At 73.1% G+C, this 21,554-nt stretch carries 21 protein-coding genes; 9 read left to right on the plus strand and 12 right to left on the minus strand.

Going from position 1 to position 21,554, the window contains the following annotated elements:
* The 4 genes from ABZ818_RS20940 to ABZ818_RS20955 form a co-directional block, all read right to left on the minus strand.
* On the minus strand, positions 1-685 hold a 685-nt coding region (locus ABZ818_RS20940; RefSeq protein ID WP_361416421.1), incomplete at its 3' end, for a cytochrome b/b6 domain-containing protein.
* Positions 669-1,358: a molybdopterin-dependent oxidoreductase gene (locus tag ABZ818_RS20945; protein WP_361416718.1), complete on the minus strand. Its 690-nt coding sequence runs from the start codon at positions 1,356-1,358 to the stop codon at positions 669-671. The genes ABZ818_RS20940 and ABZ818_RS20945, both read right to left, overlap by 17 nt.
* 141 nt (positions 1,359-1,499) lie before the next feature.
* Positions 1,500-3,068 carry an APC family permease gene (locus tag ABZ818_RS20950; RefSeq protein WP_361416424.1) on the minus strand — a complete coding sequence of 523 codons (1,569 nt, stop codon included), beginning with the start codon at positions 3,066-3,068 and terminating at the stop codon, positions 1,500-1,502.
* 55 nt (positions 3,069-3,123) lie between these two features.
* Entirely contained in the window at positions 3,124-4,074 is a 951-nt protein-coding gene (locus ABZ818_RS20955) for a hypothetical protein (protein WP_361416427.1), read from the minus strand.
* A 458-nt stretch (positions 4,075-4,532) separates the two neighbouring features.
* Between ABZ818_RS20955 and ABZ818_RS20960 the strand changes: the two genes are divergently transcribed.
* A complete protein-coding gene (locus tag ABZ818_RS20960; protein WP_361416430.1) occupies positions 4,533-5,426 on the plus strand; it encodes a DMT family transporter in 894 nt (297 codons plus the stop codon).
* Between the two features lie 88 nt (positions 5,427-5,514).
* The gene (locus ABZ818_RS20965) at positions 5,515-6,030 is read left to right on the plus strand and encodes an NUDIX domain-containing protein (RefSeq protein ID WP_361416433.1); all 516 of its coding nucleotides are present in this window, start codon (positions 5,515-5,517) and stop codon (positions 6,028-6,030) included.
* Positions 6,031-6,103: 73 nt separating this feature from the next.
* On the opposite strand, the gene ABZ818_RS20970 is transcribed toward ABZ818_RS20965, so the two are convergent.
* Both ABZ818_RS20970 and ABZ818_RS20975 read right to left on the minus strand, forming a co-directional pair.
* A complete protein-coding gene (locus ABZ818_RS20970; protein WP_361416436.1) occupies positions 6,104-6,697 on the minus strand; it encodes a TetR/AcrR family transcriptional regulator in 594 nt (197 codons plus the stop codon).
* Positions 6,698-6,835: 138 nt separating this feature from the next.
* A complete protein-coding gene (locus ABZ818_RS20975) occupies positions 6,836-7,600 on the minus strand; it encodes an SDR family oxidoreductase (RefSeq protein WP_361416439.1) in 765 nt (254 codons plus the stop codon).
* A gap of 187 nt (positions 7,601-7,787) precedes the next feature.
* Between ABZ818_RS20975 and ABZ818_RS20980 the strand changes: the two genes are divergently transcribed.
* Positions 7,788-9,029 carry a DUF1343 domain-containing protein gene (locus tag ABZ818_RS20980; RefSeq protein ID WP_361416442.1) on the plus strand — a complete coding sequence of 414 codons (1,242 nt, stop codon included), beginning with the start codon at positions 7,788-7,790 and terminating at the stop codon, positions 9,027-9,029.
* Positions 9,030-9,114: 85 nt separating this feature from the next.
* Positions 9,115-10,431 (plus strand): serine-threonine protein kinase, encoded by a 1,317-nt coding sequence (locus ABZ818_RS20985; RefSeq protein WP_361416445.1) that lies wholly within the window; start codon positions 9,115-9,117, stop codon positions 10,429-10,431.
* Between the two features lie 41 nt (positions 10,432-10,472).
* Here the strand turns inward: ABZ818_RS20985 and ABZ818_RS20990 are convergent, their stop codons facing one another.
* On the minus strand, positions 10,473-13,286 hold the full coding sequence (locus ABZ818_RS20990) for a penicillin acylase family protein (protein ID WP_361416448.1): 2,814 nt from the start codon (positions 13,284-13,286) through the stop codon (positions 10,473-10,475).
* Between the two features lie 251 nt (positions 13,287-13,537).
* Between ABZ818_RS20990 and ABZ818_RS20995 the strand changes: the two genes are divergently transcribed.
* A complete protein-coding gene (locus ABZ818_RS20995; RefSeq protein WP_361416451.1) occupies positions 13,538-14,140 on the plus strand; it encodes a hypothetical protein in 603 nt (200 codons plus the stop codon).
* Positions 14,141-14,339: 199 nt separating this feature from the next.
* Here the strand turns inward: ABZ818_RS20995 and soxR are convergent, their stop codons facing one another.
* Positions 14,340-14,816 (minus strand): redox-sensitive transcriptional activator SoxR, encoded by a 477-nt coding sequence (gene soxR / locus ABZ818_RS21000; RefSeq protein WP_361416454.1) that lies wholly within the window; start codon positions 14,814-14,816, stop codon positions 14,340-14,342.
* Positions 14,817-14,927: 111 nt separating this feature from the next.
* On the opposite strand from soxR, the gene ABZ818_RS21005 reads away from it, so the two are divergent.
* On the plus strand, positions 14,928-15,389 hold the full coding sequence (locus tag ABZ818_RS21005; RefSeq protein ID WP_361416457.1) for a MaoC family dehydratase: 462 nt from the start codon (positions 14,928-14,930) through the stop codon (positions 15,387-15,389).
* Positions 15,390-15,402: 13 nt separating this feature from the next.
* Here the strand turns inward: ABZ818_RS21005 and ABZ818_RS21010 are convergent, their stop codons facing one another.
* Positions 15,403-16,047 (minus strand): TetR/AcrR family transcriptional regulator, encoded by a 645-nt coding sequence (locus ABZ818_RS21010; protein ID WP_361416460.1) that lies wholly within the window; start codon positions 16,045-16,047, stop codon positions 15,403-15,405.
* A 96-nt stretch (positions 16,048-16,143) separates the two neighbouring features.
* Positions 16,144-16,431 (minus strand): YiaA/YiaB family inner membrane protein, encoded by a 288-nt coding sequence (locus tag ABZ818_RS21015; RefSeq protein ID WP_361416463.1) that lies wholly within the window; start codon positions 16,429-16,431, stop codon positions 16,144-16,146.
* 149 nt (positions 16,432-16,580) lie between these two features.
* Between ABZ818_RS21015 and ABZ818_RS21020 the strand changes: the two genes are divergently transcribed.
* The 3 genes from ABZ818_RS21020 (at position 16,581) to ABZ818_RS21030 (ending at position 19,005) form a co-directional block, all read left to right on the plus strand.
* Positions 16,581-17,222: a TetR/AcrR family transcriptional regulator gene (locus tag ABZ818_RS21020; RefSeq protein ID WP_361416466.1), complete on the plus strand. Its 642-nt coding sequence runs from the start codon at positions 16,581-16,583 to the stop codon at positions 17,220-17,222.
* Between the two features lie 46 nt (positions 17,223-17,268).
* Entirely contained in the window at positions 17,269-18,003 is a 735-nt protein-coding gene (locus ABZ818_RS21025) for a winged helix-turn-helix domain-containing protein (protein WP_361416469.1), read from the plus strand.
* Between the two features lie 75 nt (positions 18,004-18,078).
* Positions 18,079-19,005: a DMT family transporter gene (locus tag ABZ818_RS21030; RefSeq protein ID WP_361416472.1), complete on the plus strand. Its 927-nt coding sequence runs from the start codon at positions 18,079-18,081 to the stop codon at positions 19,003-19,005.
* A gap of 21 nt (positions 19,006-19,026) precedes the next feature.
* Here ABZ818_RS21030 and ABZ818_RS21035 read toward each other — a convergent pair whose 3' ends face one another.
* Complete coding sequence (locus ABZ818_RS21035) at positions 19,027-20,109, minus strand: Zn-dependent alcohol dehydrogenase (protein WP_361416475.1); 1,083 nt, start codon at positions 20,107-20,109, stop codon at positions 19,027-19,029.
* A gap of 14 nt (positions 20,110-20,123) precedes the next feature.
* The gene (locus ABZ818_RS21040) at positions 20,124-21,512 is read right to left on the minus strand and encodes an aldehyde dehydrogenase family protein (protein WP_361416478.1); all 1,389 of its coding nucleotides are present in this window, start codon (positions 21,510-21,512) and stop codon (positions 20,124-20,126) included.
* Positions 21,513-21,554 lie beyond the last annotated feature (42 nt).

Raw genomic sequence — 21,554 nt, forward strand, 5'->3', positions numbered from 1 at the left:
ACCCGCCGGGCGGGACGCGGCACGGCGCCGACGACGCGGCGGCAGGGTGTCGCTGGGAGTGTTCAGTTCTTCGGAACCCTCGATGGGTTCGGTCGTCGCGGGTCACCAGGCCGGTGCGCAGGCCGCGGCGGGCCTCCGGGTCGCCCAGGGCCATGCCGATGTGGCCGGCCAGGACGACGCCGATGGTCAGGGCGAGCCAGTCGTGGACGAAGGTCGCGCTGGTGCGCCAGGCCACCGGGGTGAGGTGGGTGAACCACATCAGCAGGCCCGTGCCGAGCATGACCAGGCCGGCGCCGGCGATCCAGGCGGCGTAGACCTTCTGTCCGGCGTTGAACTTTCCGGCCGGGCGGGAGGCGGGCCGGCGGTCGCGGCGCAGGGCGGCGCGCAGCCAGACCCGGTCGTGCCGGCCGAAGCGGTTGAGACGACGCAGGTCGGCGCGGAAGGCGCGGGAGGCCAGGCCCAGCAGGACCGGTACGGGCAGGGCGAGGCCCGCGCACTCGTGGACGCGGACCACCAGTTCGCGGCGGCCGACCAGTTCGGCGAGCTGGGGGATGTAGAGGCAGGCCGCCGTCACCACGCACACGCCCATGAGCGCGGCCGTGGTCCGGTGCACCCACCGCTCGGCCCGCGTGAAGCGGCGGACGCGGGTGCCGGGCGGGGCCGGGGTGTCAGCTCGTAGGGACATCGGTGCGTCCGTTCGAACGGCCGACCCAGGCGTCGACGTCGTAGCCGAGCTTCTCCCAGTAGCCGGGCTCGACGCGGTCGGTGACGGTGATGCCGGAGAGCCACTTGGCCGACTTGTAGAAGTACATGGGGGCCACGTACAGGCGGACCGGCCCGCCGTGCGCGTGGGTCAGGTCCTTGTCCTGCATGCGCAGCGCGACCAGCACGTCGGGGCGGCGGGCCTGGGCAAGGGTGAGGCTCTCGGTGTAGGTGCCGTCGAAGCAGGTGAAGCGGACGGCTCTGGCGCCCGCCCGCACTCCGGCCGCGTCGAGCAGCCGGGAGAGCCGTACGCCCTCGAAGAGTGTGCCGGGCACCCGCCAGCCGGTGACGCACTGGACGTCGCGGACCATGCGGGTGCGGGGCATGGCCCTGAGGTCGGCCAGCGTGTAGGCGGCGGGGTGGTCGACGAGGCCGTCGACGGTGAGGCGGTAGTCCGTGGCGTCCTCGTGCGGGACCGAGGCGGCGACCGAGTAGTAGCGGAAGCCGCCGCCGTTCGGCAGCAGCCCGGTCAGGCCGGTGGGGTCCTTGCCGGACACCGCGCCGAGGAGGCCCTCCATGCCGCGTTGCAGCCTGGGCGCGGTGGCAACGCCGAGGGCACCGAGGCCGAGGGTGGCGAGGAAGATACGGCGGCCCATGGGGCGGCCTTCCTCCTCGGACCGTCCCTCCTCGTCGGGGAGTTCGGGGTTCACGCCTTCATTCGAACACCCGCGCCCCCGTGCGGGCCAGGGATCGCGGGTGCCCGTCAGACTTCCGTCACTGTTTCCCGTACCCGGGGCTCAGGGCGCCGCCTCCGAGGTCTCCGCCGCCTCCGCGGCCTTCTCCAGTTGGAAGGCCTCGTTGCCCAGTCCGATGCGGGCGTGTGCCTCCGGCCTGCGGGAGCGCAGTACGGCGCCCTGGACCAGGCCGACGACGAGGGCGAGGCCGATGATGCCGGGCAGCACCCGGCTCAGGGCCGAGCCGGGGCCGGCGTCGACCAGGACGTCGAAGTCCTTGACGGTGTAGGTGGCGATCACCAGCAGGGCCAGGCCCGCCACGGCCGAGGTGACCAGCCGCCAGGCCTGCGCGGCCGCCGCGCCGCGCCGCACGAAGAAGACGATCACCGAGACGCTGGCGGCCGCCATCAGCACGATCACGCCGAGCGCGCCGAGGTTGCCGAACCAGGTGAACAGGTGCAGCACGGGCGCGGTCGGGTCGCCGGTCGGCTTGTCGTCGGTGACGGCGAAGGCGATCACGATGACCAGTGAGACGACGGTCTGCGAGAGGGATCCGGTCGCGGGCGCGCCGCTGGAGCTGGACGTGCGCCCGAAGGCGGCCGGCAGCAGGCCCTCGCGGCCCATGGCGAAGGCGTACCGGGCGACGACGTTGTGGAAGCTCAGCATGGCCGCGAACATGCCGGTGACGAACAGGACGTGCAGGACGTCGGTGAAGGTGCCGCCGAGCCGCGACTCGGTCAGGGTGAACAGCAGCCCGGCGCTCTCCTTCTGCGCCGTGCCGATGATCGCCGAGGGGCCGGTGGCGACGGTGAGGGCCCAGCTGCTGACCGCGAAGAAGACGGCGACGCCGGCGACGGCGAGGAACATCACGCGCGGGACCAGGACGTGCGGGCGGCTGGTCTCCTCCGCGTACACCGGGGCCTGCTCGAAGCCGAGGAAGGCCGCGATGCAGAAGCACAGCGCGGTGCCGATGCCGGCGCCGGCGAGGGTGTCCGGGTTGAAGGCGTGCAGGGACAGGCCCTCCTTGGCGGGGTCGGCGATCGCCGCCACGTCGAAGATCACGACGAGTACGACCTCGATGACCAGCAGCACGCCGAGCACGCGCGCGTTGACGTCGATCTTCAGCCAGCCGAGCGCGCCGACGACGGCCGCGGCCGCGAGCGCGGGGATCCACCAGGCGACGGTGACGTCGGCGTAGGTGGCGAACAGGTTGGAGACCTCGAAGCCGAAGATCCCGTAGATGCCGGCCTGGAGCGCGTTGTAGGCGACGAGGGCGACGAGCGCCGCGCCGGCGCCCGCCGTGCCGCCGAGGCCCCGGGAGATGTAGGCGTAGAAGGCGCCCGCGTTGTGGACGTGGCGGCTCATCTCGGCGTACCCGAAGCTGAAGAGGATCAGCACGGTGCCGAGGACCACGAAGAGCAGTGGCTGTCCGACGATCCCCATCACCGCGAATGTGGTGGGCATGACACCCGCGACCACCATGAGGGGGGCGGTCGCCGCGAGCACGGAGAGCAGCAGACCCCCCGTGCCGAGGCGGTCGGCGCGCAGGGCGCGCTCCTGTCCCTTGAACGTGCTGATGCCGCCGCCGTCGGCGGTGGTGGTTCTGCTCGTGCTCGAACTGCCCGTCGTCATCGGGGGTTCGTCCTTTCGGGCGTCGGGGTCGTGGTGCGTACGGGGTTGCGGGGCACTACACCGCACCGAGCGCGCCGGCGCGCGCGATGCGGAAGGCGGTGTACGGATCTCGGTCGGGGTACGCCCACGGCGCCTGGGTGGGATGGTCGCCGATGCGGTGGAACAGGGCGGCGGCCTCGGCACCCCGGCCCTCGCAGTGCTTGGCGTGGGCGAGGAAGTTCAGATCGACCAGGCGGCGGGGATGGCCCTCCTGCTCCCACTCCAGCCACCAGTCGAAGGCGGCCTTCATCACCTGGCGGGCCCGGCGGCCGGTCCAGTGCCCGGACGCGGCCGGGTCGGCCTGTGCGTGGCCGGCGCCGGCCAGGACGCGGTAGCGCTCGGCGTGCGCGACCACCGGGAGCATGGCCAGCGGCGAGTCGGCGGGCGCCCGCTCGGCGGCCCAGTTGGCGAAGTCGTAGACCTCGTGCAGAGGATCCGGGCCGGCGTCGGCGTGCCGCTCGGCCAGCTGGGCCACCATCAGGTGGTGGGCGTGGTGGTGGTCGGGGTGGCGGTGGTGGACCTTGTCGAAGAGGCGGACCACCTCCTCCTCGTCGCCCAGGCCCCGCTCCAGCAGGAGCAGGCCGAGCCACGGCGTGGGGTCCTCGGGCGCCAGCTCCGCCGCCGCACGGCAGGCCTCGCGGGCCCGGTCGGGCTTCTCCCTGCCGCACAGGGCACCCTGCACCAGGGACATGCCGAGCAGGACGGAGGCGTCGGCGGATTCGGGCTCGGCGAGCAGCCAGTCACGGGTCCAGGCCACGGTGTGGGACTCCTCGGCGAGGACGGTGACGCGATGTCCCCGGCGGTCCCAGTCGTCGTTGGTGCGCACGAGCAGCGAGCGCACCGCCTGCCACCGGCCCTGCGCCAACGCCATGCGCGCGTCACGGAGTTCGGTGTCGTCGAGAGCGGTGTCGAAGGCCTGGGCCGCTCGCTTGCGGCCGCGTCCGAGGGGAGGCGGGGGTGGGGACACCGCGGGACTTCCTCACGCGCTCTTTGTTTCGTGGCCCGGTACGCCCCGGGAGCGGCCCCCCGTTCGGCCCACCGGCCTCGGCCTGCTCGTCGGTCATCGGCTTGCCATCGGCTGATCACGGACAGCAAACCCCCAGCCAATGCGCTCCGTCAAGGGTCACCCTCGCGTTACACGCGTCAACTGCCCTTACACAGGAGGTACTTGTGGAGATGTCCGGTCGCCGGGGCGGTACGGCGGCCCGTCCCGCGCGAGGATCACTCCTGTGGCGTACGCCATGGCGCGGCGATGCCGCGGGTCCCACCATGGCCCGGGGGCGCGCCATCTCCCCCGACCGCGGGGCACCGTGACCGGACGGACCGCCCGAAATCCGGGTCATCCCGGCAGCGGGCCGGACCCCGGGACGCTACAGTCGGCCACTACGCACCCCGTGGCCCGGCCGGATGATCGAGGTACGCAGCGTGTCGGTTCTGGTTGTGATTCTCGCCGTGAGCGCCGCCTGCTGCCTGGGCGTCGGTTTCGTGCTCCAGCAGAACGCGGCCCAGCGGGCACCACTCGGCGACTTCCTCTCGCCCCGGCTGCTGCTGGACCTGATGAAGGTGCCGCGCTGGCTGGGCGGTCTGGGGCTGATGATCGGCGGCATGGTGCTGGGCGCCTTCGCCCTGGGCCGGGGCGAGATCTCGCTGGTGGAGCCGCTGCTGGCCACGAACCTGCTGTTCGCCCTCGCCCTGTCCCGACGGCAGACCAGGCAGCCGCTGGGCCGCCAGGGCTGGGCGGGGCTCGCCCTGCTGGCCGGGGGCGTGACCGCGTTCATCGTGGCGGGCCGGCCACGTGCCGGCAGCGCCGTCACCGACCCGCTGCGGCACTGGCTGATCATCGGCGTGATGGTGGGCGTGGCCCTGCTGCTGACGGCGTACGCCAAGCGCTCGCGGCTGAGCTGGGGACCGGTCCTGCTGGCGGTGGCCGCCGGGCTGCTCTACGGCGTGCAGGACGCGCTGACCCGGGTGAGCGGGCTGCGGTTCTCGGCGGGCGGCTGGACGGAGCTGTTCACCGGCTGGCAGCCGTACGGCCTGCTGGTGATCGGCGTCACCGGGCTGATCCTGGTGCAGAGCGCGTTCGAGACGGCGCCACTGCGCATGTCCCTGCCGGCCCTGACCGCGGCCGAGCCGCTGGCCGGGATCGTCTGCGGGGTGGGCTTCCTCGGCGACCGGCTGCGCACCGACACCGGGGCGCTGGCCTGGGAGGCGTCGGGCCTCGCGGCGATCGTGGCGGGCATCGTCCTGCTCGGCCTGCACCCGGCGATGCCGTACGGGGCGGCGGTGCCCGAGCGGAAGCACGACCTGCAACCACGCTGAGCCGGACCCGGCCAGCGGCCACGCGGACGGTGACGGCCACCCACCCGGACGGCGGCCTGCCGGCACGGCGGCCTGCTTGGATGGCGGCATGAGCGCTGAAGACGAGATCCTCGACATCGTCGACGAACAGGACCGGGTCGTCGGGCGGTGCCCGCGCGGCGAGGCGTACGCCAAGGGGCTGCGCCACCGCTGCGTCTTCGTCCAGGCCCGGGACGCGGAGGGCCGCCTCTTCGTCCACCGGCGCACCTCCACCAAGCTGGTCTTCCCCTCCCTCCACGACATGTTCGTCGGCGGGGTGGTCGGCGCGGGCGAGGCCTACGACGACGCGGCCCTGCGCGAGGCCGAGGAGGAACTGGGGGTGACGGGACTGCCCCGCCCCGAGTACCTCTTCAAGTTCCTGTACGACGACGGCGCCGGCCGCACCTGGTGGTCGGCGGTCTACCAGGTCCGCTGCGACCTGCCGGTGCGGCCGCAGGCCGAGGAGGTCGCCTGGCACGACTTCCTGCCCGAGGACGAGGTGGAACGCCGCCTGGGCGAGTGGGAGTGGGTACCGGACGGCCTGGCCGCCTACGAACGGCTGAAGGCGCACCGGTCACGGGGGTGAACCGGCCCCGGCGTCGGCACGGCGGAGCCGCCCCCCAGCATCCGCTCGGACGCGGGCCGGGCGTACGAACGCGCTACGGCCGCAGCGCCCGCAGCAGCAGGTCGGCCAGGTGGTCGGCGACCTGCTGGGGACCCATCGGGCCGTCGGGCCGGTACCAGGTCGACAGGTGGTGGACGGAGCCGAAGTGGTAGTCGACCACCAGGTCCGCAGGGGTCGCCGTGGAGAAGACGCCGGCCCGCTGGCCCTCTTCGATGAGCGCGCGGAAGCGTTCGTGGTAGCGCCGGCGCTCGGCGCGCACCTGCTTGTTCTTCTCCGGACTGAGATGGTGCATCGAGCGGAAGAAGATCATGGCGTCGTCGAGGTTCTCGATGGTGGTGACCACCACGTCCGCCGCCGCGTCCCGCAGCCGTTTCTCGACCGGTTCGTCGGCGTCCGCGAAGGCGTCGAGGCGCTCCTGCTGGACGCGCAGCACGCGCGCGTACACCTCGTGCAGGAGGTCGTCCTTGGAGCCGAAGTAGTGGTAGAGCGCCCCTTTGGTGACGCCGGCCGCCTCGACGATCTCCTGCACCGAGGTGCGGTCGTAGCCCTGCTCGGCGAAGAGCCGGGTGGCGGCGGCCAGGAGCCGCTGCGTCACCGGAGTACCGCCTGAGTCCGTCGTCCTGGGCACCTGCCGCCACCTGCCTTCCGTGTTCCTGCTCGCTGTGCTGCCTAGGGGAACGCAGTTCCCGACGGAGGATCTTCCCATTTGCCGTCCTCGGCAAGTCCGGCAGGATCTCGGTCGGCCCCGGTCGCCCCGCCCCCGGCGTCAGCGGGTCTCCTCCCATGTCCGCTGGATGTGGTTCATGTTCGTCAGCCAGCGGTCGGGGTCGGCGGCCCGGGCCCGGTAGAACCCGGCGACCTCGGGGTGCGGCAGGATCAGGAAGCGGCCCTCGGCGATGCCCTCGAGCAGGGCGTCGGCCACGTCCTCCGGCTCGATCGCGGTGGGCTGGAGCACCAGGTCGCCGGCGCTGCCGGTGGCGGCCAGCATGTCGGTGCGCACGCCCTGCGGGCAGATCGCGTGCACCTTGATCCCGCGGTGGCGGTAGGTCAGCGACAGCCACTCGGCGAAGGCGTACGCGCCGTGCTTGGTGACGCTGTACGGAGCCGCGCCGATCATGGTGAGCAGCCCGGCCGCGGACACGGTGGAGACGAACCGGCCGCTGCCGCGTTCCAGCCAGCCGGGGAGCAGCGCCTCGGCGGCGCGGACATGGGCCATGACGTTGACGTCCCAGGCCTGTGCCCACACCTGCTCGCCGGCCGCCTCCGAACCGCCCGAGCCGAGGCCCGCGTTGGCGCAGTAGACGTCGACCGTGCCACCGAGCGCGTCACGGGCCGCGGCGACGGCCTCGGAGGCGTCGCCCGGGACCGCGATGCCGCCGATCTCCCCGGCCACGGACGCGGCCCGGTCGGCGTCGAGGTCGTTGACGACGACCCGGGCGCCCTCGGCGGCGAACCGGCGGGCCAGCGCGGCGCCGATTCCGCCCCCGGCCCCGGTGACGACCACTCCCGCACCCTGCACGGCTTGCACCATCGGTCTCCTTCGGCATGGCTCCGACACGACACGGATCGACTCGACTCCGCCGCCTCAGACTAACCAGTCGGTATGTGGTGCAGGAAGGCATGTTCCGCAGGAGGCGCCGTCCGCTCCGTTCCCTGACGGACGGGCGCAGGCTAGCGTGCGTGAACATGACACCCGCCGCGATCACGGAGGTCACTGTATGAAGCTGTCCAGACGGAGCCTGCTCGCCACCACCGCCGCCGCGGCGGCCTCCGGAGCCGTGGCGGCCCCGGCCCAGGCCGCCCCCGGGGGCAACCGCCCGCTGCGCACCGGTTTCGAGTGCCTCGACGCCGAGGGCTACGCCTCGCTGCGCGGGCAGCGGGTCGGGATCGTCACCAACCCGACCGGCATCACCCGGGACGTGCGGCACATCGTGGACGTGATGCACGCCGACCGCCGGGTGGACCTGGTGGCCGTCTTCGGCCCCGAGCACGGCTTCCGCGGCACCGCGCAGGCGGGCGGCTCGGAGGGCCGCTACGACGACCCGGCCACCGGGCTGCCGGTGTACGACACGTACCTCAAGAGCGGGCAGCCGCTCGCCGACGTCTTCACGGCCTCCGGCGTGGACACGGTCGTCTTCGACATCCAGGACGCGGGCGCCCGCTTCTACACCTACATCTGGACGCTCTACGACTGCATGGAGGCCGCGGCCCTCGCCGGCAAGCGGTTCGTGGTGCTCGACCGGCCCAACCCGATGACCGGCCGGGAGGCCCTGGGGCCGGTGATGCACCCGGAGTTCGCGACCTTCGTCGGGCGGAAGGCGATCGCGCAGGCGCACGGCATGACCGTCGCCGAGCTGGCGCGGCTGTTCAACGGCGAGTTCCTGACCACGCCGGTTCCGCTGGAGACCGTCCTGATGACCGGCTGGAGGCGGTCGGACTTCTACGACGCCTCCGGGCTGCCCTGGGTGCCGCCGAGCCCGAACATGCCGACGCCCGACACCGCCCTGGTCTACTCCGGAACGTGCCTGTTCGAGGGCACCAACCTGTCGGAGGGACGGGGCACCACCCGCCCCTTCGAGCTGCTGGGCGCGGCGGGCGTCGACGGGCGCTGGGCGGCCGCGGCCAACGCGCTGCGCCTGCCCGGCGTGCACTTCCGGGAGGCGTACTTCGCGCCCACCTTCTCCAAGTTCCAGAACACGACCGTCGGCGGGGTGCAGATCCACGTGCACAACCGGGACGCCTTCGATCCGGTGCGGACCGGGATCGCGCTGCTCGTGACCGCCAAGCGGGTCTGGAGCGGGTTCGCCTGGCGCTCGGACAACTGGATCGACAAGCTCACCGGTTCCACCCAGGTGCGCACGATGATCGACGCCGGGGCGGACACCGACGAGGTGGTGGCGGCCTGGCGGCAGGAGCTGGCCGCGTTCCGGAAGACCCGGAAGGAATACCTCCTCTACTGACGGGCCGTGACCCCTGGCCGGCCCGGCCCGTTGGCAGGACGATGCGCGACACATCGCTCCGCTTCCGGGAACGAAGGGGTCGGTCATGGCGGTACCGGACATCAGTGTGGCTCCCTACTGGGAACTGACCTTCGACGCCGACGGGGACGTGGACGGCGCCGAGCGGGACCGGCTGCTCGCCGGAGTCGAGCGGCGGGAGGTGCGCGACCTGATCGTCTTCGCGCACGGCTGGAACAACGACCGTTCGGGCGCGACCCGGCTCTACAGCAGCTTCTTCGCGCCCGTCCCGCGGCTCGCCCCGGCGGCCCGGATCGGGTACGTCGGGGTGGTATGGCCGTCGATGCGGTTCTGCGACGAGCCCATCCCCGACTTCCCCCGGTCCACCGCCGCCGGGCCGGTGCCGTCGGCGGCGCTCGACAAGGACACCCGGAAGGCGCTGCGGGACACCTTCCCCGGGCGGGCGGCGGTGGTCGACGCGCTCGCGCGGATGCTGGACGGCCCCGCGCGCGAACCGGCCGCGCTGGAGGAGTTCGGACGGCTGGTGCGGCGGCTGGTCGAGGACGTGTCGCCGGGGCCGTGGGGCCGCTTCGCGGCGGACACCGTGACGGAGGGCGTGCCGCAGCGCGAGCCGGCGATGTTCGCTCGGCCCGCGGCGGAGGTCTGCGCCGAGTTCGCCGGGGCCCTCGCCGGGCTCGGGGACCCGGGCGGGCAGCGGTCGTTCACGCTGCCGAACCCGTGGGACGGGGCGAAGGAGCTGCTGCGGCAGGCGACGTACTACACGATGAAGCGGCGCGCGGGCACGGTCGGCGAGCGGGGGCTCGGCCCGGTGCTCGGACGGCTCGCGCAGGCGGCGCCCGGGATGCGGGTCCATCTGGTGGGCCACAGTTTCGGCGGGCGGCTGGTGTCGTTCGCGCTGAGCGGGCTGCCCGAGGGCGTGCGGACGGTGAAGTCCGTGACGCTGCTCCAAGGGGCCTTCTCCCACTACGCGTTCGCGCCCCGGCTGCCGGGCGATCCGCGCGCGGGCGGAGTGCTGCGGGGCCGGGAACGCCGTGTCGGCGGTCCCCTGGTGTGCTGCTACTCCCGCTTCGACACGGCCCTCGGCACGCTGTATCCGCTGGCCTCGCGGATGGCGGACGACGACCGGTCGGTGCTCGGCCTCGACGTGGGCGCCCTGCTCGGGTCCGCCTGGGGTGCGATGGGGCACGACGGCGTGCAGGCGGTGCCCGGCACGCGCGCGTGCACCCTCTCCGCGGCCCTGGCAACGCCCTTCCCGGCGTCGGGATGCGTCAACGTGGACGCGGCCGAGGTGGTCAGGCGCGGCGGCCCGCCGTCCGGCGCGCACAGCGACATCGTCCACCCGGAACTGGCGCGGGTGGTGCTGGCGGCGGGCCGTGTCCGCTGACACCGGCCCGCCGCCCCGGTCGAGCCGCCGGTTCGGAAGACCTAACGGTGACCGGTGTACTCCACGACCTGCTGGAAGGTCGGGCGGTTCTGCCAGCTGATCTTCCCGTGCTTGATGCCGCCCAGGGCGCGCTGGACGATCGAGTCGGCGCACCACTGGTCACCCGCGGAGCACTGGTCGTCGCCGGGGTAGACCTGGGCCGCCTTCGCTCCCGCCGCCTGCTTCAGGGTGCCGATCAAGGTGTCGCGGCAGGTGCTCAGGCTGCCGCCGCCGCAGAACGTCCGGCCCAGTGGGCCTTGCACCGGCTCGCCGAGCACGGCCCGGATGTCCTTGTCGACATAGCTCCACCAGCCGTACTGGAAGGCGCTTCCGGCGTGCGAGCCGGTCGGGCCGTGCCCGGCCGACGGGGACTCGTCGACCGACAGGTTGGCGGTGAAGGCGCTGTACAGGTCGCTGCCGAGCCCCGGTTCGAACTCGGCCTTCACCAGCAGCGGCCACCAGGCGTCCAGGATCCGGATGGCCTCGGCGTCGGCGTAGGTCCTGGAGCCCGGCGAGGTCTCGGTGCGCCTGGCGCCCGCGGAGAGCCATGTCTGGAGCCTGCCCACCGCCGCCGCGGCCGCGGAGTCGGTCACCGGCGAGCTGTTGATCACCTTCAGCAGGTTCGGCAGCACGTCCTCGGCCCTGAGGTCGGCCACGGCCGCGTCCGTCATCGCCTTCACCAGTGAGGCACGGGTCACCCCGCCGGCCGCGACCAGCTTCCTCACCCGGTCCTCCAGAAGGTCGCCGCGGTGCACGGAGCCGTTGCCCCAGGAGGCCGCGGCGTAGTCCAGAGCCTGCTTGTTGTTCCAGGAGACGTAGTAGTCCTGGTCGACGGAGGCGGGGTGGGCGGAGGGCGGGGTGTAGTCCGCGGTGTTGACCCCCGGGTTCCAGTTCCGCCACTCGTACGCCGACTGCGCCCACACCGGGAACTCGGCGTCCACGCCGTTCGCCCGCACCGGGTTGTCGCCGCTGTTGTAGTACGCGGTGTGCCGGGAGTCGGCGTAGAACCAGTTGAACGTGTAGTTGATGTGCTGCGCGGCCTTCTGGAAGTCCTCGGGGCCCTTCACGAAGTCGGGGTCGTTGAGCATCTGGAAGCCGATGATCGAGTCGGCCTCGTGCAGGAAGGAGGAGCGCAGGGTGGTGTAGGCGACCTTCTTGCCGCCGACGGTGGCGCGGTATTCGACCGGGCCGTACTTCGTGCGCCACGCGCGCATGGTGTAGGAGCCTGCCGCCGTTCCGTCGGCGACGGTGGGCTTCCAGGAGTTGGTCTGCTCGACCTTGTCCATGGCGGTGCAGGTGCCGCGGTACAGGTAGTGGAAGTCGTCCTGGCACAGTTCGACGGCGTAGGTGTCGATGATGTCCTGGCCGGAGGTCGTGGCGCTCCACGAGTAGTCCTGGCCGCGGCCGAGTTCGACGTACATGCTCAGGCCGGCGAAGGAGGCCCCGCGGGCGCTGATGCCCGGGCCCTGGATCTCCTGGAGCATCAGCAGCTGGGGCGCGAAGTAGCCGGTCTGCGGGCCGAAGACGGCGACCGGGTGCCCGCTCGCGGTGTGCTCGCCGCCGACGACGAGGGCGTTGGACATGCCGCGCCGGGCGGAGGTCAGGGCGCTCTTCGCGGCCGAGGAGGTGGCGCCCCGCGCGGCCGCGGTCGCCGCGCTGCCGGTGCGGTCGTACACCAGCGGCTCCTGGGCCGCCGAGCCGGCGTCGGGCAGGGCCCGGCCCCTGGGGTCGTCGGGTTTCGTCGCGTACGGGTAGCTCTTGCCGTCGTGCACGGTCAGGACGGCCTCGGGGTCGTTGCGCTCACGGAAGGACTCCCAGATCCTGGTGCCCTCCTCGACGCCGAACTTGGACTGGGCGGCCAGCAGGGACAGCGCGTTGTCCACCTCGCCGCCGCCGCCCGAGCCGAACAGGGCGCCGACCACGGAGGCCAGCGCGACCAGGTCGGTGACCTTGAAGTGGGCGATGGTGCCGGCGTTGGTGATCGAGTCCTTGTGGCCGGTCAGGACGTACTCGCCGGGGAAGTAGCGGCCGGAGTCGGAGGCGTCGATGTAGGCGTTGATGCCGTCGAGGTAGGCGTTCACGTCGGCGAGGGCCTGCTGCCCGCGGGCGCCGTTCCCGGCCACTGCGCGGTCGATCTGCGCCTGGAGGTCGGCCTCGGTGTACGGGGCGTTGCGCCAGAACTCCTGCTCCAGGCCCTGGTTGGCGGCCGCGCCGCCGGCGAAGGAGGTCAGCTGCCCGCGGCCGACGTGCCGGAAGACGTCCATGAGCCACAGCCGGTCCTGGGCGGCGGCGTATCCGGCGCCGAACTCGGTGCCGTAGCGGGTGGTGCCCGTGATGTGCGGCACACCGGTCTTCTTGTCGCGGACGATCGTCACGTCACTGCGGCCCGCGGGTTTCTCGGTGGAGGCGATCTGCCCGGAGGCGACGCCGAACGAGGCGTCGTTGAAGAAGGAGTTGATCTTCGCGTCGGTGAGCGCCGGGTAGCCCGTGGCCAGGTTGGCGTACGGGCCGAGCTGGTCCTCGGCGTGGCTCGGCTGGGTGCCGAAGGCCTGGTTGAGGAGGATCTGGGCGAGGGTGGCGTTGCCGTTCTCGCCGGGCGGCAGGATGTCGGAGCACTGGCCGCCGCAGTAGTCGTTCGAGGCCGCGGCGGTCACGCCGGCGGCGCCGCCGGCCGGCGTCCCGGCCGCGGCCGCTTGGGAAAAGGGTGACAAAAGACCGGCAATGAGGACGCATACCGATGCGGTCTTCAGGAACCCGGGGAATCTGCGGGGAGTTCTCAGTCTGGCAAGCGCGAAGTGTGGGGTGCGCCGGTGCATGGCAGCTCCTCCCGACGGGGGTGGTGCCGGGACGTTACCGCCGGTATCACCCAGGGGGAAGATGAACATGCGTCACTTTTTGGGGCCACCTCGTGGAGGTCAACCAGGGCGGCGTTATGGCGGGCATCGGAAAACGGATGGAGCCGGATCGGATGTCGGCACGTCTATCCGGCGGAGCCGTCGCGACGGCTCCGTACGACGACGCCGCAGTGACCGAAGTGCGGATGCAGGTGTGACGGAGGTGCAGGGCGATGGCCGGTTTCCGGAGTCTCGCGAGACAGGTGAGGGACCCGCGGTGCGATCTGGCGCTGCGGCGTTACTCGCTGCGCAAGTGCCTCGAGCGGTTCGCTCCCTATGGGCACAGGGCGACCTGGGACCATCTGTGCTCCCGGGCCGGGTTCGGACCCGAGGACAGGTCCCCCGATCCGGTGCGGCTCGTGGCCGCACTGGACGAACTGGAAGAAGCGCGTTCGGTGTGGCTCGACTACGAGGCCGGGTTCGCCAGGCGCCGCAAGCAGGAGAAGCACGACGGGCTGCGCAGGCCGGGCAGCGTGGACGACTGGCACCGGATGACCTGGGGCGGCTTCGGGGTCGCCTGGTGCGACGACCCGCGGGTGCACCCGCGGGAACCGCTGGCCGAGGTGCTGCGCCGGCTGATCGCCGCGCTGGAGCGCGAACCGGGCGCGGCGTGCCCGGTGTGCGGCGGTGAGCGGCTGGCCTGGACGTACGACCTGGATCACGAGCCGTCGTCCGGCCCGGTCTGCGCGGTCTGCGGGATCCTGGTCCCGCTGCCCGTTCTCACGCCCGAGGCCCTGGCGTACGCCAGGCGGGGGCGGCTGCTGATGTCCGCCTGACCACGACATCAGGCCCTTGAGGTGAGGTGCGCCGGTCCTGCCGGACGGATGACGGGGCGCCTCGGAGTCCGCCCGGCGGCCGGGGGACCGCCGGCGCCCGTCGGCACGCGGCGGACCGGCGCGTCCCGCAGGGCGGTCCGGGGAGTTCGGCTCGGCGGCGGCCGGCTCCGCCGGGATGCGCTGCCGCCCACCGCGGGGGCTACGCGCGGCCGGCGCCGCTCCCCCGTTCCGCCATCAGGCGCGAGCCCGTCAGGCGTTCGCCGAAGACGTCGTCCGGGTTGGACAGCACGCAGGTGTCCAGGGACAGGCAGCCGCAGCCGATGCAGTCGGTGAGGTGGTCGCGCAGGCGGTTGAGCTGCCTGATGCGCTCGTCGAGTTCGGAGCGCCAGGCCTCGGAGAGCCGTGCCCAGTCCTCCCGGGTGGGGGTGCGCTCCTCGGGGAGCCGGGCGAGCGCCTCACGGATCGTGGCGAGCGGGATGCCCACGCGCTGTGCCGCCCGGACGAAGGCGACCCGGCGCAGCGTGTCGCGGGAGTAGCGGCGCTGGTTGCCCGTTGTGCGGCGGCTGCTGATCAGACCCTTGGACTCGTAGAAGTGCAGGGCGGAGACGGCGGCTCCGCTGCGGGCCGACAGCTGGCCGACGGTCAGCTCGTGGATCTTCTCGGGGATCTGGGGCACCTCTCAGAGCCTACCCACCGCGCCACCCGCCCGGTCCGTTGACAGGGGCCCCGCACGCGACCATGCTAAGCAGTTGCTTAGACTTCGACCGCGAGGCGGGAGGCCGGACACATGGCAGAGCCGAGGATCTTCACGTCCCCTGACGAACTCAGGGCGGCGGTGGGTGAGCGGCTGGGGTACACCGACTGGCTGGAGATCGACCAGAAGCGGATCGACCTGTTCGCCGACGCGACCGGCGACCACCAGTGGATCCACGTGGACCCGGAGAAGGCCGCCGCGGGCCCCTTCGGCACCACCATCGCCCACGGCTATCTGACCCTGTCGCTGCTCCCGCTCTTCGGCCCGCAGCTGATCGCGGTCGAGGGCGTGCGGATGGGCGTCAACTACGGCACCAACAAGGTCCGTTTCCCCGCCCCCGTCCCGGTCGGCTCACGGCTGCGGTCCACCGCCGCGATCACCGGCGTGGACGACGTGCCGGACGGGGTGCAGGTGACCGTCGCCTTCACCGTGGAGCGCGAGGGCGGCGACAAGCCGGTGTGCGTGGCGGAGTCGGTGGTGCGCTACTACTTCTAGAGCGTCTCGGGTTCTAGAGCGTCTCGGGAAGGTTCCGGCCGGCCCCGACCATCCGCAGCACGAGGTCGGCGTACAGCGCGCCGACCTCCTCGGGGGTGCGGGGGCCGTCGAGGTTGAACCAGCGGGCGACGTCGATGCACAGGGAGAGCACCGCCAGCGTGGTGCCACGCACGTCCGGCACGTCGAACTCGCCCGAGGCGACGCCGTCCTCGATGATCCCGCGCACCTCGGCGTCGACCTGGCGGCGCAGTGCGAGGATCTCCGCGCGGGCGTCCGGACCGAGCGAGTCCAGTTCGTACTGCACGACCCGGGCGGTGGTGCGCCCGCCCGCGTGCCAGCGCACGAAGGAGCTGACGGCGTCGGCGAGCCGCTCGGTCGCGCCGCCCTCGCGCCGGGCGGCGGTGCGCAGGATCTCCAGCGCCTTCTCGTGGCCGATCCGGCTGATGCGGTGGAGCAGTTCTTCCTTGGTCCGGTAGTGGATGTAGAGGGCGGCCGGGCTCATTCCGGCCCGGCCCGCGATGTCGCGGGTCGTCGTCGCGTGGTAGCCCCGTTCGGCGAAGGCCTCCACGGCGGCCACGAGCAGCCGCCGGGCCGCGTCCGGGGTGACCTCGCCCCACGGCTGCGGGTCACCGCCGGCCGTCTCCTCCGCCGTAGTCATCGCTCGCCCCTCTTTCGCGTCAGGGCGTCCACCATACCGCCGAGGGTGAGCGCTCGCTTAGCCTGCTGGGCCGGCGGTGTACGGCGGCCCGCGGCCTCACAGCTTCTCGAAGGGATCGTGTTCGGAGAGCAGCTTCTCCAGCCGTGCCTGGTCGACCCGGCTGACGATCCGGACGGCCTCCTGGCGGTCCCTGATCACCTTGGCGAGCGTGAACGCGGAGGTGACAAGGTACAGGACGGCGATGGCGAGGAAGGCGCGTACCCAGGCGTCGGCGTTCAGTCGGAAGATGCCGAGGGAGGTGGCCGCCATGGCGATGCCGAAGGAGGCGACCGCCTGGCCGTAGAAGGCGGCCGTGTTCTGCTGCTTGACCGGTGTGTCACTCATGGCGACCAGCGTCGGCCCACGGGCCCGGCGCCGCATCCGCCGGGGTACTCAGCTCGCGTACTCAGATGTCCGGGTACCGGCGCCGGGGCCCGGAACGCCCGCCCGCGCGGGCGCCGCCTGTTCGATCCCGCGGCTCTACGATGTGCGCCATGGTCCGACCCCGCACCCCCCTCCTCAGCACCGGCCGCATCGTCGCGACGGCGCGGGAGCTCGTGGACGCGGAGGGCCTGGCGGCCGTCTCCACCCGCCGGCTCGCCGCCGAGCTGGGGGTGAGCGGGCCCTCGCTCTACAACCACTTCCGGACCAAGGACGAGATCCTGGAGGCGGTCGCGGACTCGGTGAGCGCCCAGGTCGACCTGTCGATGTTCGAGGACGGCCGGGACTGGCGGACCGCGCTGCACGACTGGGCCGTGTCCTACCGGGCCGCCCTGCGCGACCATCCGAACATCGTTCCGGTCCTGGCCCGCGGCCCCGGCCGCCGTCCCGCCGCGCTGCGGCTGGCCGACGCGGTCTACGGCGCGATGGCCGACGCGGGCTGGCCGCCGGCGCAGGCCACCTCCATCGGCGCGCTGATGCGGTACTTCGTCATGGGCTCCGCGCTCGGCTCCTTCGCCGGGGGCTTCGTGGACGACGCCGACGCCTACGACCCGGCCGACTACCCGCGTCTCGGGCAGGCCCATCTGCTGGCCGAGCAGCAGGAGAAGATCGACGAACGGGCCTTCGAGACCGGTCTCGCGGCCCTGCTGGACGGGCTGGCGCGGCAGTACGAGCAGATGGGGCGGAACGCGTGAGCACACTTCGGCACGCGCCGAACCGTCCGTGTCCCATGCTGGCCTCATGAGCACCGGAGAACGGGTACGGACCCGGCGCGCGGACCCCGTGGCACCATCGCTGGCCGCGCTCGCCGGGCTGATCGCCGACGAGACGCGGGCCGCGTGCCTGCTGGCGCTGCTCGACGGGCGGGCGTGGACGGCCGGCGAACTGGCCCGGCACGCGGGCGTCGCCGCCTCCACGCTCAGTGAGCACCTGGGCAAGCTCGTCGCGGGCGGGCTGCTCACCGAGGAGCGGCAGGGCCGGCACCGGTACGTGCGCCTGGCCGACGCGCGGGTCGCCCACCTCGTGGAGGACCTGGCCTCCCAGGCCGCACCGCGGGCCGCGCGCCGGCCGCGCACGCTGCGGGAGTCGAGCGCCGGCTCGGCGATGGCCCGTGGGCGCACCTGCTACGACCATCTCGCCGGGCGGCTCGGCATCGCGCTCACCGACGCGCTCACCGCACGCGGGCTGCTGCGCCAGGACCTCGGCTTCGCGCTCACGGACGCCGGGCTGAACTGGTTCGGCACGCTGGGCATCGGCCTGGACCGCACGGGGCGACGCCCACTGGTCCGGGCCTGCCTCGACTGGACGGAACGCCGCCCCCATCTCGCGGGGGCCGCCGGCGCGGCCCTGTGCCGGCACGCCTTCGACGCGGGCTGGTGCGTGCGCATCGGCTCGGAGCGCGCCGTCGGGGTCACCCCGGCCGGCGCACACGCCCTGTCCGACCTGCTGGGGATCGAGACGGCGGCGCTGCGCTGACCGCACCGCCGGCCGGTCCTGGCCGTCCGAAATCCGCGAGCCCCGCCCACCCCTGCCCGCCTAGCCTCAGGAAGCATGATGAACGTCTCCCCGTCCCGCCTGGCCGCAGCGGCCGCCACCGTCACCGTGGTGCTCTGGGCCTCCGCCTTCGTCTCGATCCGCAGCGCGGGTGCCGCGTACTCGCCGGGCGCGCTGGCCCTCGGGCGGCTGCTGGCCGGAGCCCTGACACTGGGCGCGATCTGCCTGGTGCGGCGGGAGGGGTGGCCGCCGCGGGCGGCCTGGCGCGGGATCGCGATATCAGGGCTGCTGTGGTTCGGCTTCTACATGGTGGCCCTGAACTGGGGCGAGCAGCAGGTGGACGCCGGTACCGCGGCGCTGGTGGTCAATGTCGGCCCGCTGCTGATCGCGCTGCTCGGGGCGCGGCTGCTGGGGGATCCGATGCCGCCTCGGCTGCTGGCGGGCATGGCGGTGTCGTTCGCGGGGGCGGTGACCGTGGGCCTGTCGATGTCGGGCGGCGGCGGCTCCTCGGTGCTGGGCGTGGTGCTGTGCCTGCTGGCGGCGGTCGCGTACGCCTCCGGGGTCGTCGCCCAGAAGCCGGCGCTGGGCCGGGCGAGCGTGTTGCAGGTGACGACGTTCGGGTGCCTGGTCGGCGCGGTCGTCTGCCTCCCGTTCACCGGCCAACTGCTCCACGAGGCCGCCCGCGCCCCGCTGCCGGCCACGCTCAACATGGTCTACCTCGGCGTGTTCCCGACCGCGCTCGCGTTCACGACCTGGGCCTACGCGCTGTCCCGCACGACCGCGAGCCGGATGGGCGCGACGACGTACGCCGTACCGGCCCTGGTCGTGCTGATGTCGTGGCTGGCGCTGGGTGAGGTGCCGGGGCCGGTGACCCTGGTGGGCGGGGCCCTGTGCCTGGCCGGAGTGGCGGTCTCCCGCTCCCGTCCGCAACGCCGGACCTCCCGTACGGCGCGCGAGGAGCCCCGGCCGGAACGCGTGTCCTGACCCCGGGGCGAGCGGCGGGCCTCAGAACACCACCAGCGCCCGGCCGCCCTTGCCGGCCAGCATGTTCCCGAAGGCGGCCGGGATGTCGTCCAGGGAGATCCGGTCGGTGACCAGGGTGGTCAGGTCCAGCCGGCCGGCGCGGACGTGTCCGGCGAGCACGGGCAGGTCCCTGGCCGGGTCCGAGTTGCCGTAGACGCAGCCGGTCAGGGTGCGGCCCCAGTGGAAGAGTTCCAGGGCGTTGAAGGTGACCTGCTCGTCCTTGCCGCCGATGCCGACGACCGTCGTGCGGCCGCCACGGCGGGTGGACTCCCAGGCGGCGCGGACGGTGACCGCGCGGCCCACGCACTCCACGGCGGCGTCGACCCCCTGTTTCCCGGTGAGGGCGCGGATCTCGCGGGGGGTGTCCGCGGTGGTCGGGAGGAAGTCGGTGGCGCCCGCCCGGCGGGCGAGTTCCTCCTTCTCCGGGGAGACGTCCACGGCGACGATCCGCTCGGCGCCGGCGATCCGGGCGGCCTGGAGGGTGGCGAGGCCCACCCCGCCGACGCCGAACACCGCGACCGTCTCACCAGGGCGCACCTTCGCCGCGTGGTGGACGGCGCCGTAGCCGGTGAGGACGGCACAGCCGAGGAGCGCGGCGTCGGTGACCGGGACGCCGTCCGGGAGCGGCAGCACGCAGGAGGCGGCGACCACCGTCTCCTCGGCGAAGGCGGCGACGTTCAGGCCGGGGTGCAGTTCGGTGCCGTCGGCGGTGCGGGCGTGCACGTCGGCGGCGCCGTTCATCGCGTTGGCGCACAGCCAGACCTCGCCGAGCGAGCAGGCGTGGCAGTTCCCGCAGGACGGCGCCCAGTTGAGCACCACCGCGTCCCCCGGCGCGACCTGGGTGACGCCCTCGCCGACCGCGACGACGGTCCCCGCGCCCTCATGACCGAGGACGGCGGGCACCGGCACCCGCAGGGTGCCGTTCGTCAGGGACAGATCGGAGTGGCAGACCCCGGCGGCGGCGAGCCGGACACAGACCCGGCCGGGCCCGGGCTCCGGCAACTCGATCCCGGTGATCTCCAGCGGGGAGCCGATGGCGGGCAGGACGGCGGCACGTACGGCCATGACGCGTGACTCCCTTAGAACTGGAGGGATTTGGTCTGGAGGTATTCGGTGAGGCCGTGGGCGCCGAGTTCGCGGCCGACGCCGGACTGCTTGTAGCCGCCGAAGGGGGCGAGGGGGTTGAAGCGGCCGCCGTTGATGTCGACCTGGCCGGTGTCCATCCGGCGGGCGAAGGCCACCGCCTCCGCCTCGTCGCCCGCCCAGACGGCGCCGGCGAGGCCGTAGACCGTGCCGTTGGCGATGCGCAGGGCGTCCTCCTCGTCGTCGTAGCGGAGGACGGAGAGGACCGGGCCGAAGATCTCCTCCTGGGCGACGGCCATCTCGGGGGTGACGTCGGCGAGGACGGTGGGGCTGACGAAGTAGCCCCGTTCGCGCGGGGATTCGGGGCCGCCCGCGACGAGGCGGGCGCCCTCGGCGACACCCTTCTCGATGTAACCGCGCACACGTGCCCGCTGCTTGGCGTTCACCACGGGACCGATGCGCTCGCCGTACTTGGCGGCGGCCGTCGCGGCCAGGGCGACCGCCTCCTCGTACTGGTCGCGGTGGACCAGCATGCGGGTCCAGGCGCTGCACGTCTGGCCGGAGTTGGACATCACGTTGGCGACGCCGACGTTCACCGCCCTGGCGAGGTCGGCGCTCGGCAGGATGACGTTGGCGGACTTGCCGCCCAGTTCCAGGGCGACCTTCTTGACGGCGGCGCCCGCGATCGCGCCGATCCGCCTGCCGACGGCCGTGGAGCCGGTGAAGGAGACCAGGTCCACGTCCGGATGCTCGGCGAGCGCCTGCCCGGCGACCGGGCCGAGGCCGGTGACCAGGTTGAACACGCCCGCCGGCAGCCCGGCCTCGTCGACCGCGCCGGCGAACAGCCGGGCGGTGAGCGGGGTGTCCTCGGCGGGCTTGAGGACGACGGTGCAGCCGGCGGCCAGCGCGGGGGCGGCCTTGGCGACGATCTGGTGCAGCGGGTAGTTCCAGGGGGTGATCGCGCCGACCACGCCGACCGGCTCGTGGTACACGGTGGAGTTGCCGACCTTCTCCTCGAAGGCGTACGTCGCCGCGAGGTCGGCGTAGGAGTCGGCGACCGCGATCGGCACACCCGCGTGGACCGTCCGGGAGAAGGCGAGCGGCGAGCCGAGTTCCGCGGTGACGGTCTCGGCGATCTCCTCCTCGCGGGCCGCCAGCACGTCCCGCAGGGCGGCCAGGCGCGCGGCCCGCTCGGCGGGCGCGGTCGCGGACCAGCCGGGCAGGGCGGCGCGGGCCGCGCGTACGGCCGCGTCGACGTCCTCGGCGGTGCCCGCGGGCACGGTGCCGATCACCCGCTCGTCGGCCGGGTTCACCACCTCGATGACGTCCCGGCCCTCGGCGGGACGCCAGGCGCCGTCGATGTACATGCCGTCGTGTGCCTTCATCGTGCTCCTCCGGGGCGGGGGCCGTCGTCGGTCTCGTCCGCG

Origin of the sequence: Streptomyces sp. NPDC047453 (assembly GCF_040643155.1) — a bacterium.
In the GTDB taxonomy this organism is placed as follows: Bacteria; Actinomycetota; Actinomycetes; order Streptomycetales; family Streptomycetaceae; genus Streptomyces.

Bases quoted from the DNA above. Each gene is read 5' to 3' on its own strand.
- ABZ818_RS20985 (WP_361416445.1), top strand. From the start codon at position 9,115: ATGGCGGTACCGGACATCAGTGTGGCTCCCTACTGGGAACTGACCTTC.
- ABZ818_RS21035 (WP_361416475.1), bottom strand. From the start codon at position 20,109: ATGGCCGTACGTGCCGCCGTCCTGCCCGCCATCGGCTCCCCGCTGGAG.
- ABZ818_RS21030 (WP_361416472.1), top strand. From the start codon at position 18,079: ATGATGAACGTCTCCCCGTCCCGCCTGGCCGCAGCGGCCGCCACCGTC.
- ABZ818_RS21010 (WP_361416460.1), bottom strand. From the start codon at position 16,047: ATGACTACGGCGGAGGAGACGGCCGGCGGTGACCCGCAGCCGTGGGGC.
- ABZ818_RS20975 (WP_361416439.1), bottom strand. From the start codon at position 7,600: ATGGTGCAAGCCGTGCAGGGTGCGGGAGTGGTCGTCACCGGGGCCGGG.
- ABZ818_RS20965 (WP_361416433.1), top strand. From the start codon at position 5,515: ATGAGCGCTGAAGACGAGATCCTCGACATCGTCGACGAACAGGACCGG.
- ABZ818_RS20980 (WP_361416442.1), top strand. From the start codon at position 7,788: ATGAAGCTGTCCAGACGGAGCCTGCTCGCCACCACCGCCGCCGCGGCG.
- ABZ818_RS21040 (WP_361416478.1), bottom strand. From the start codon at position 21,512: ATGAAGGCACACGACGGCATGTACATCGACGGCGCCTGGCGTCCCGCC.
- ABZ818_RS20945 (WP_361416718.1), bottom strand. From the start codon at position 1,358: ATGGGCCGCCGTATCTTCCTCGCCACCCTCGGCCTCGGTGCCCTCGGC.
- ABZ818_RS21015 (WP_361416463.1), bottom strand. From the start codon at position 16,431: ATGAGTGACACACCGGTCAAGCAGCAGAACACGGCCGCCTTCTACGGC.
- ABZ818_RS21025 (WP_361416469.1), top strand. From the start codon at position 17,269: ATGAGCACCGGAGAACGGGTACGGACCCGGCGCGCGGACCCCGTGGCA.
- ABZ818_RS20950 (WP_361416424.1), bottom strand. From the start codon at position 3,068: ATGACGACGGGCAGTTCGAGCACGAGCAGAACCACCACCGCCGACGGC.
- ABZ818_RS21020 (WP_361416466.1), top strand. From the start codon at position 16,581: ATGGTCCGACCCCGCACCCCCCTCCTCAGCACCGGCCGCATCGTCGCG.
- ABZ818_RS20995 (WP_361416451.1), top strand. From the start codon at position 13,538: ATGGCCGGTTTCCGGAGTCTCGCGAGACAGGTGAGGGACCCGCGGTGC.
- ABZ818_RS21005 (WP_361416457.1), top strand. From the start codon at position 14,928: ATGGCAGAGCCGAGGATCTTCACGTCCCCTGACGAACTCAGGGCGGCG.
- ABZ818_RS20990 (WP_361416448.1), bottom strand. From the start codon at position 13,286: ATGCACCGGCGCACCCCACACTTCGCGCTTGCCAGACTGAGAACTCCC.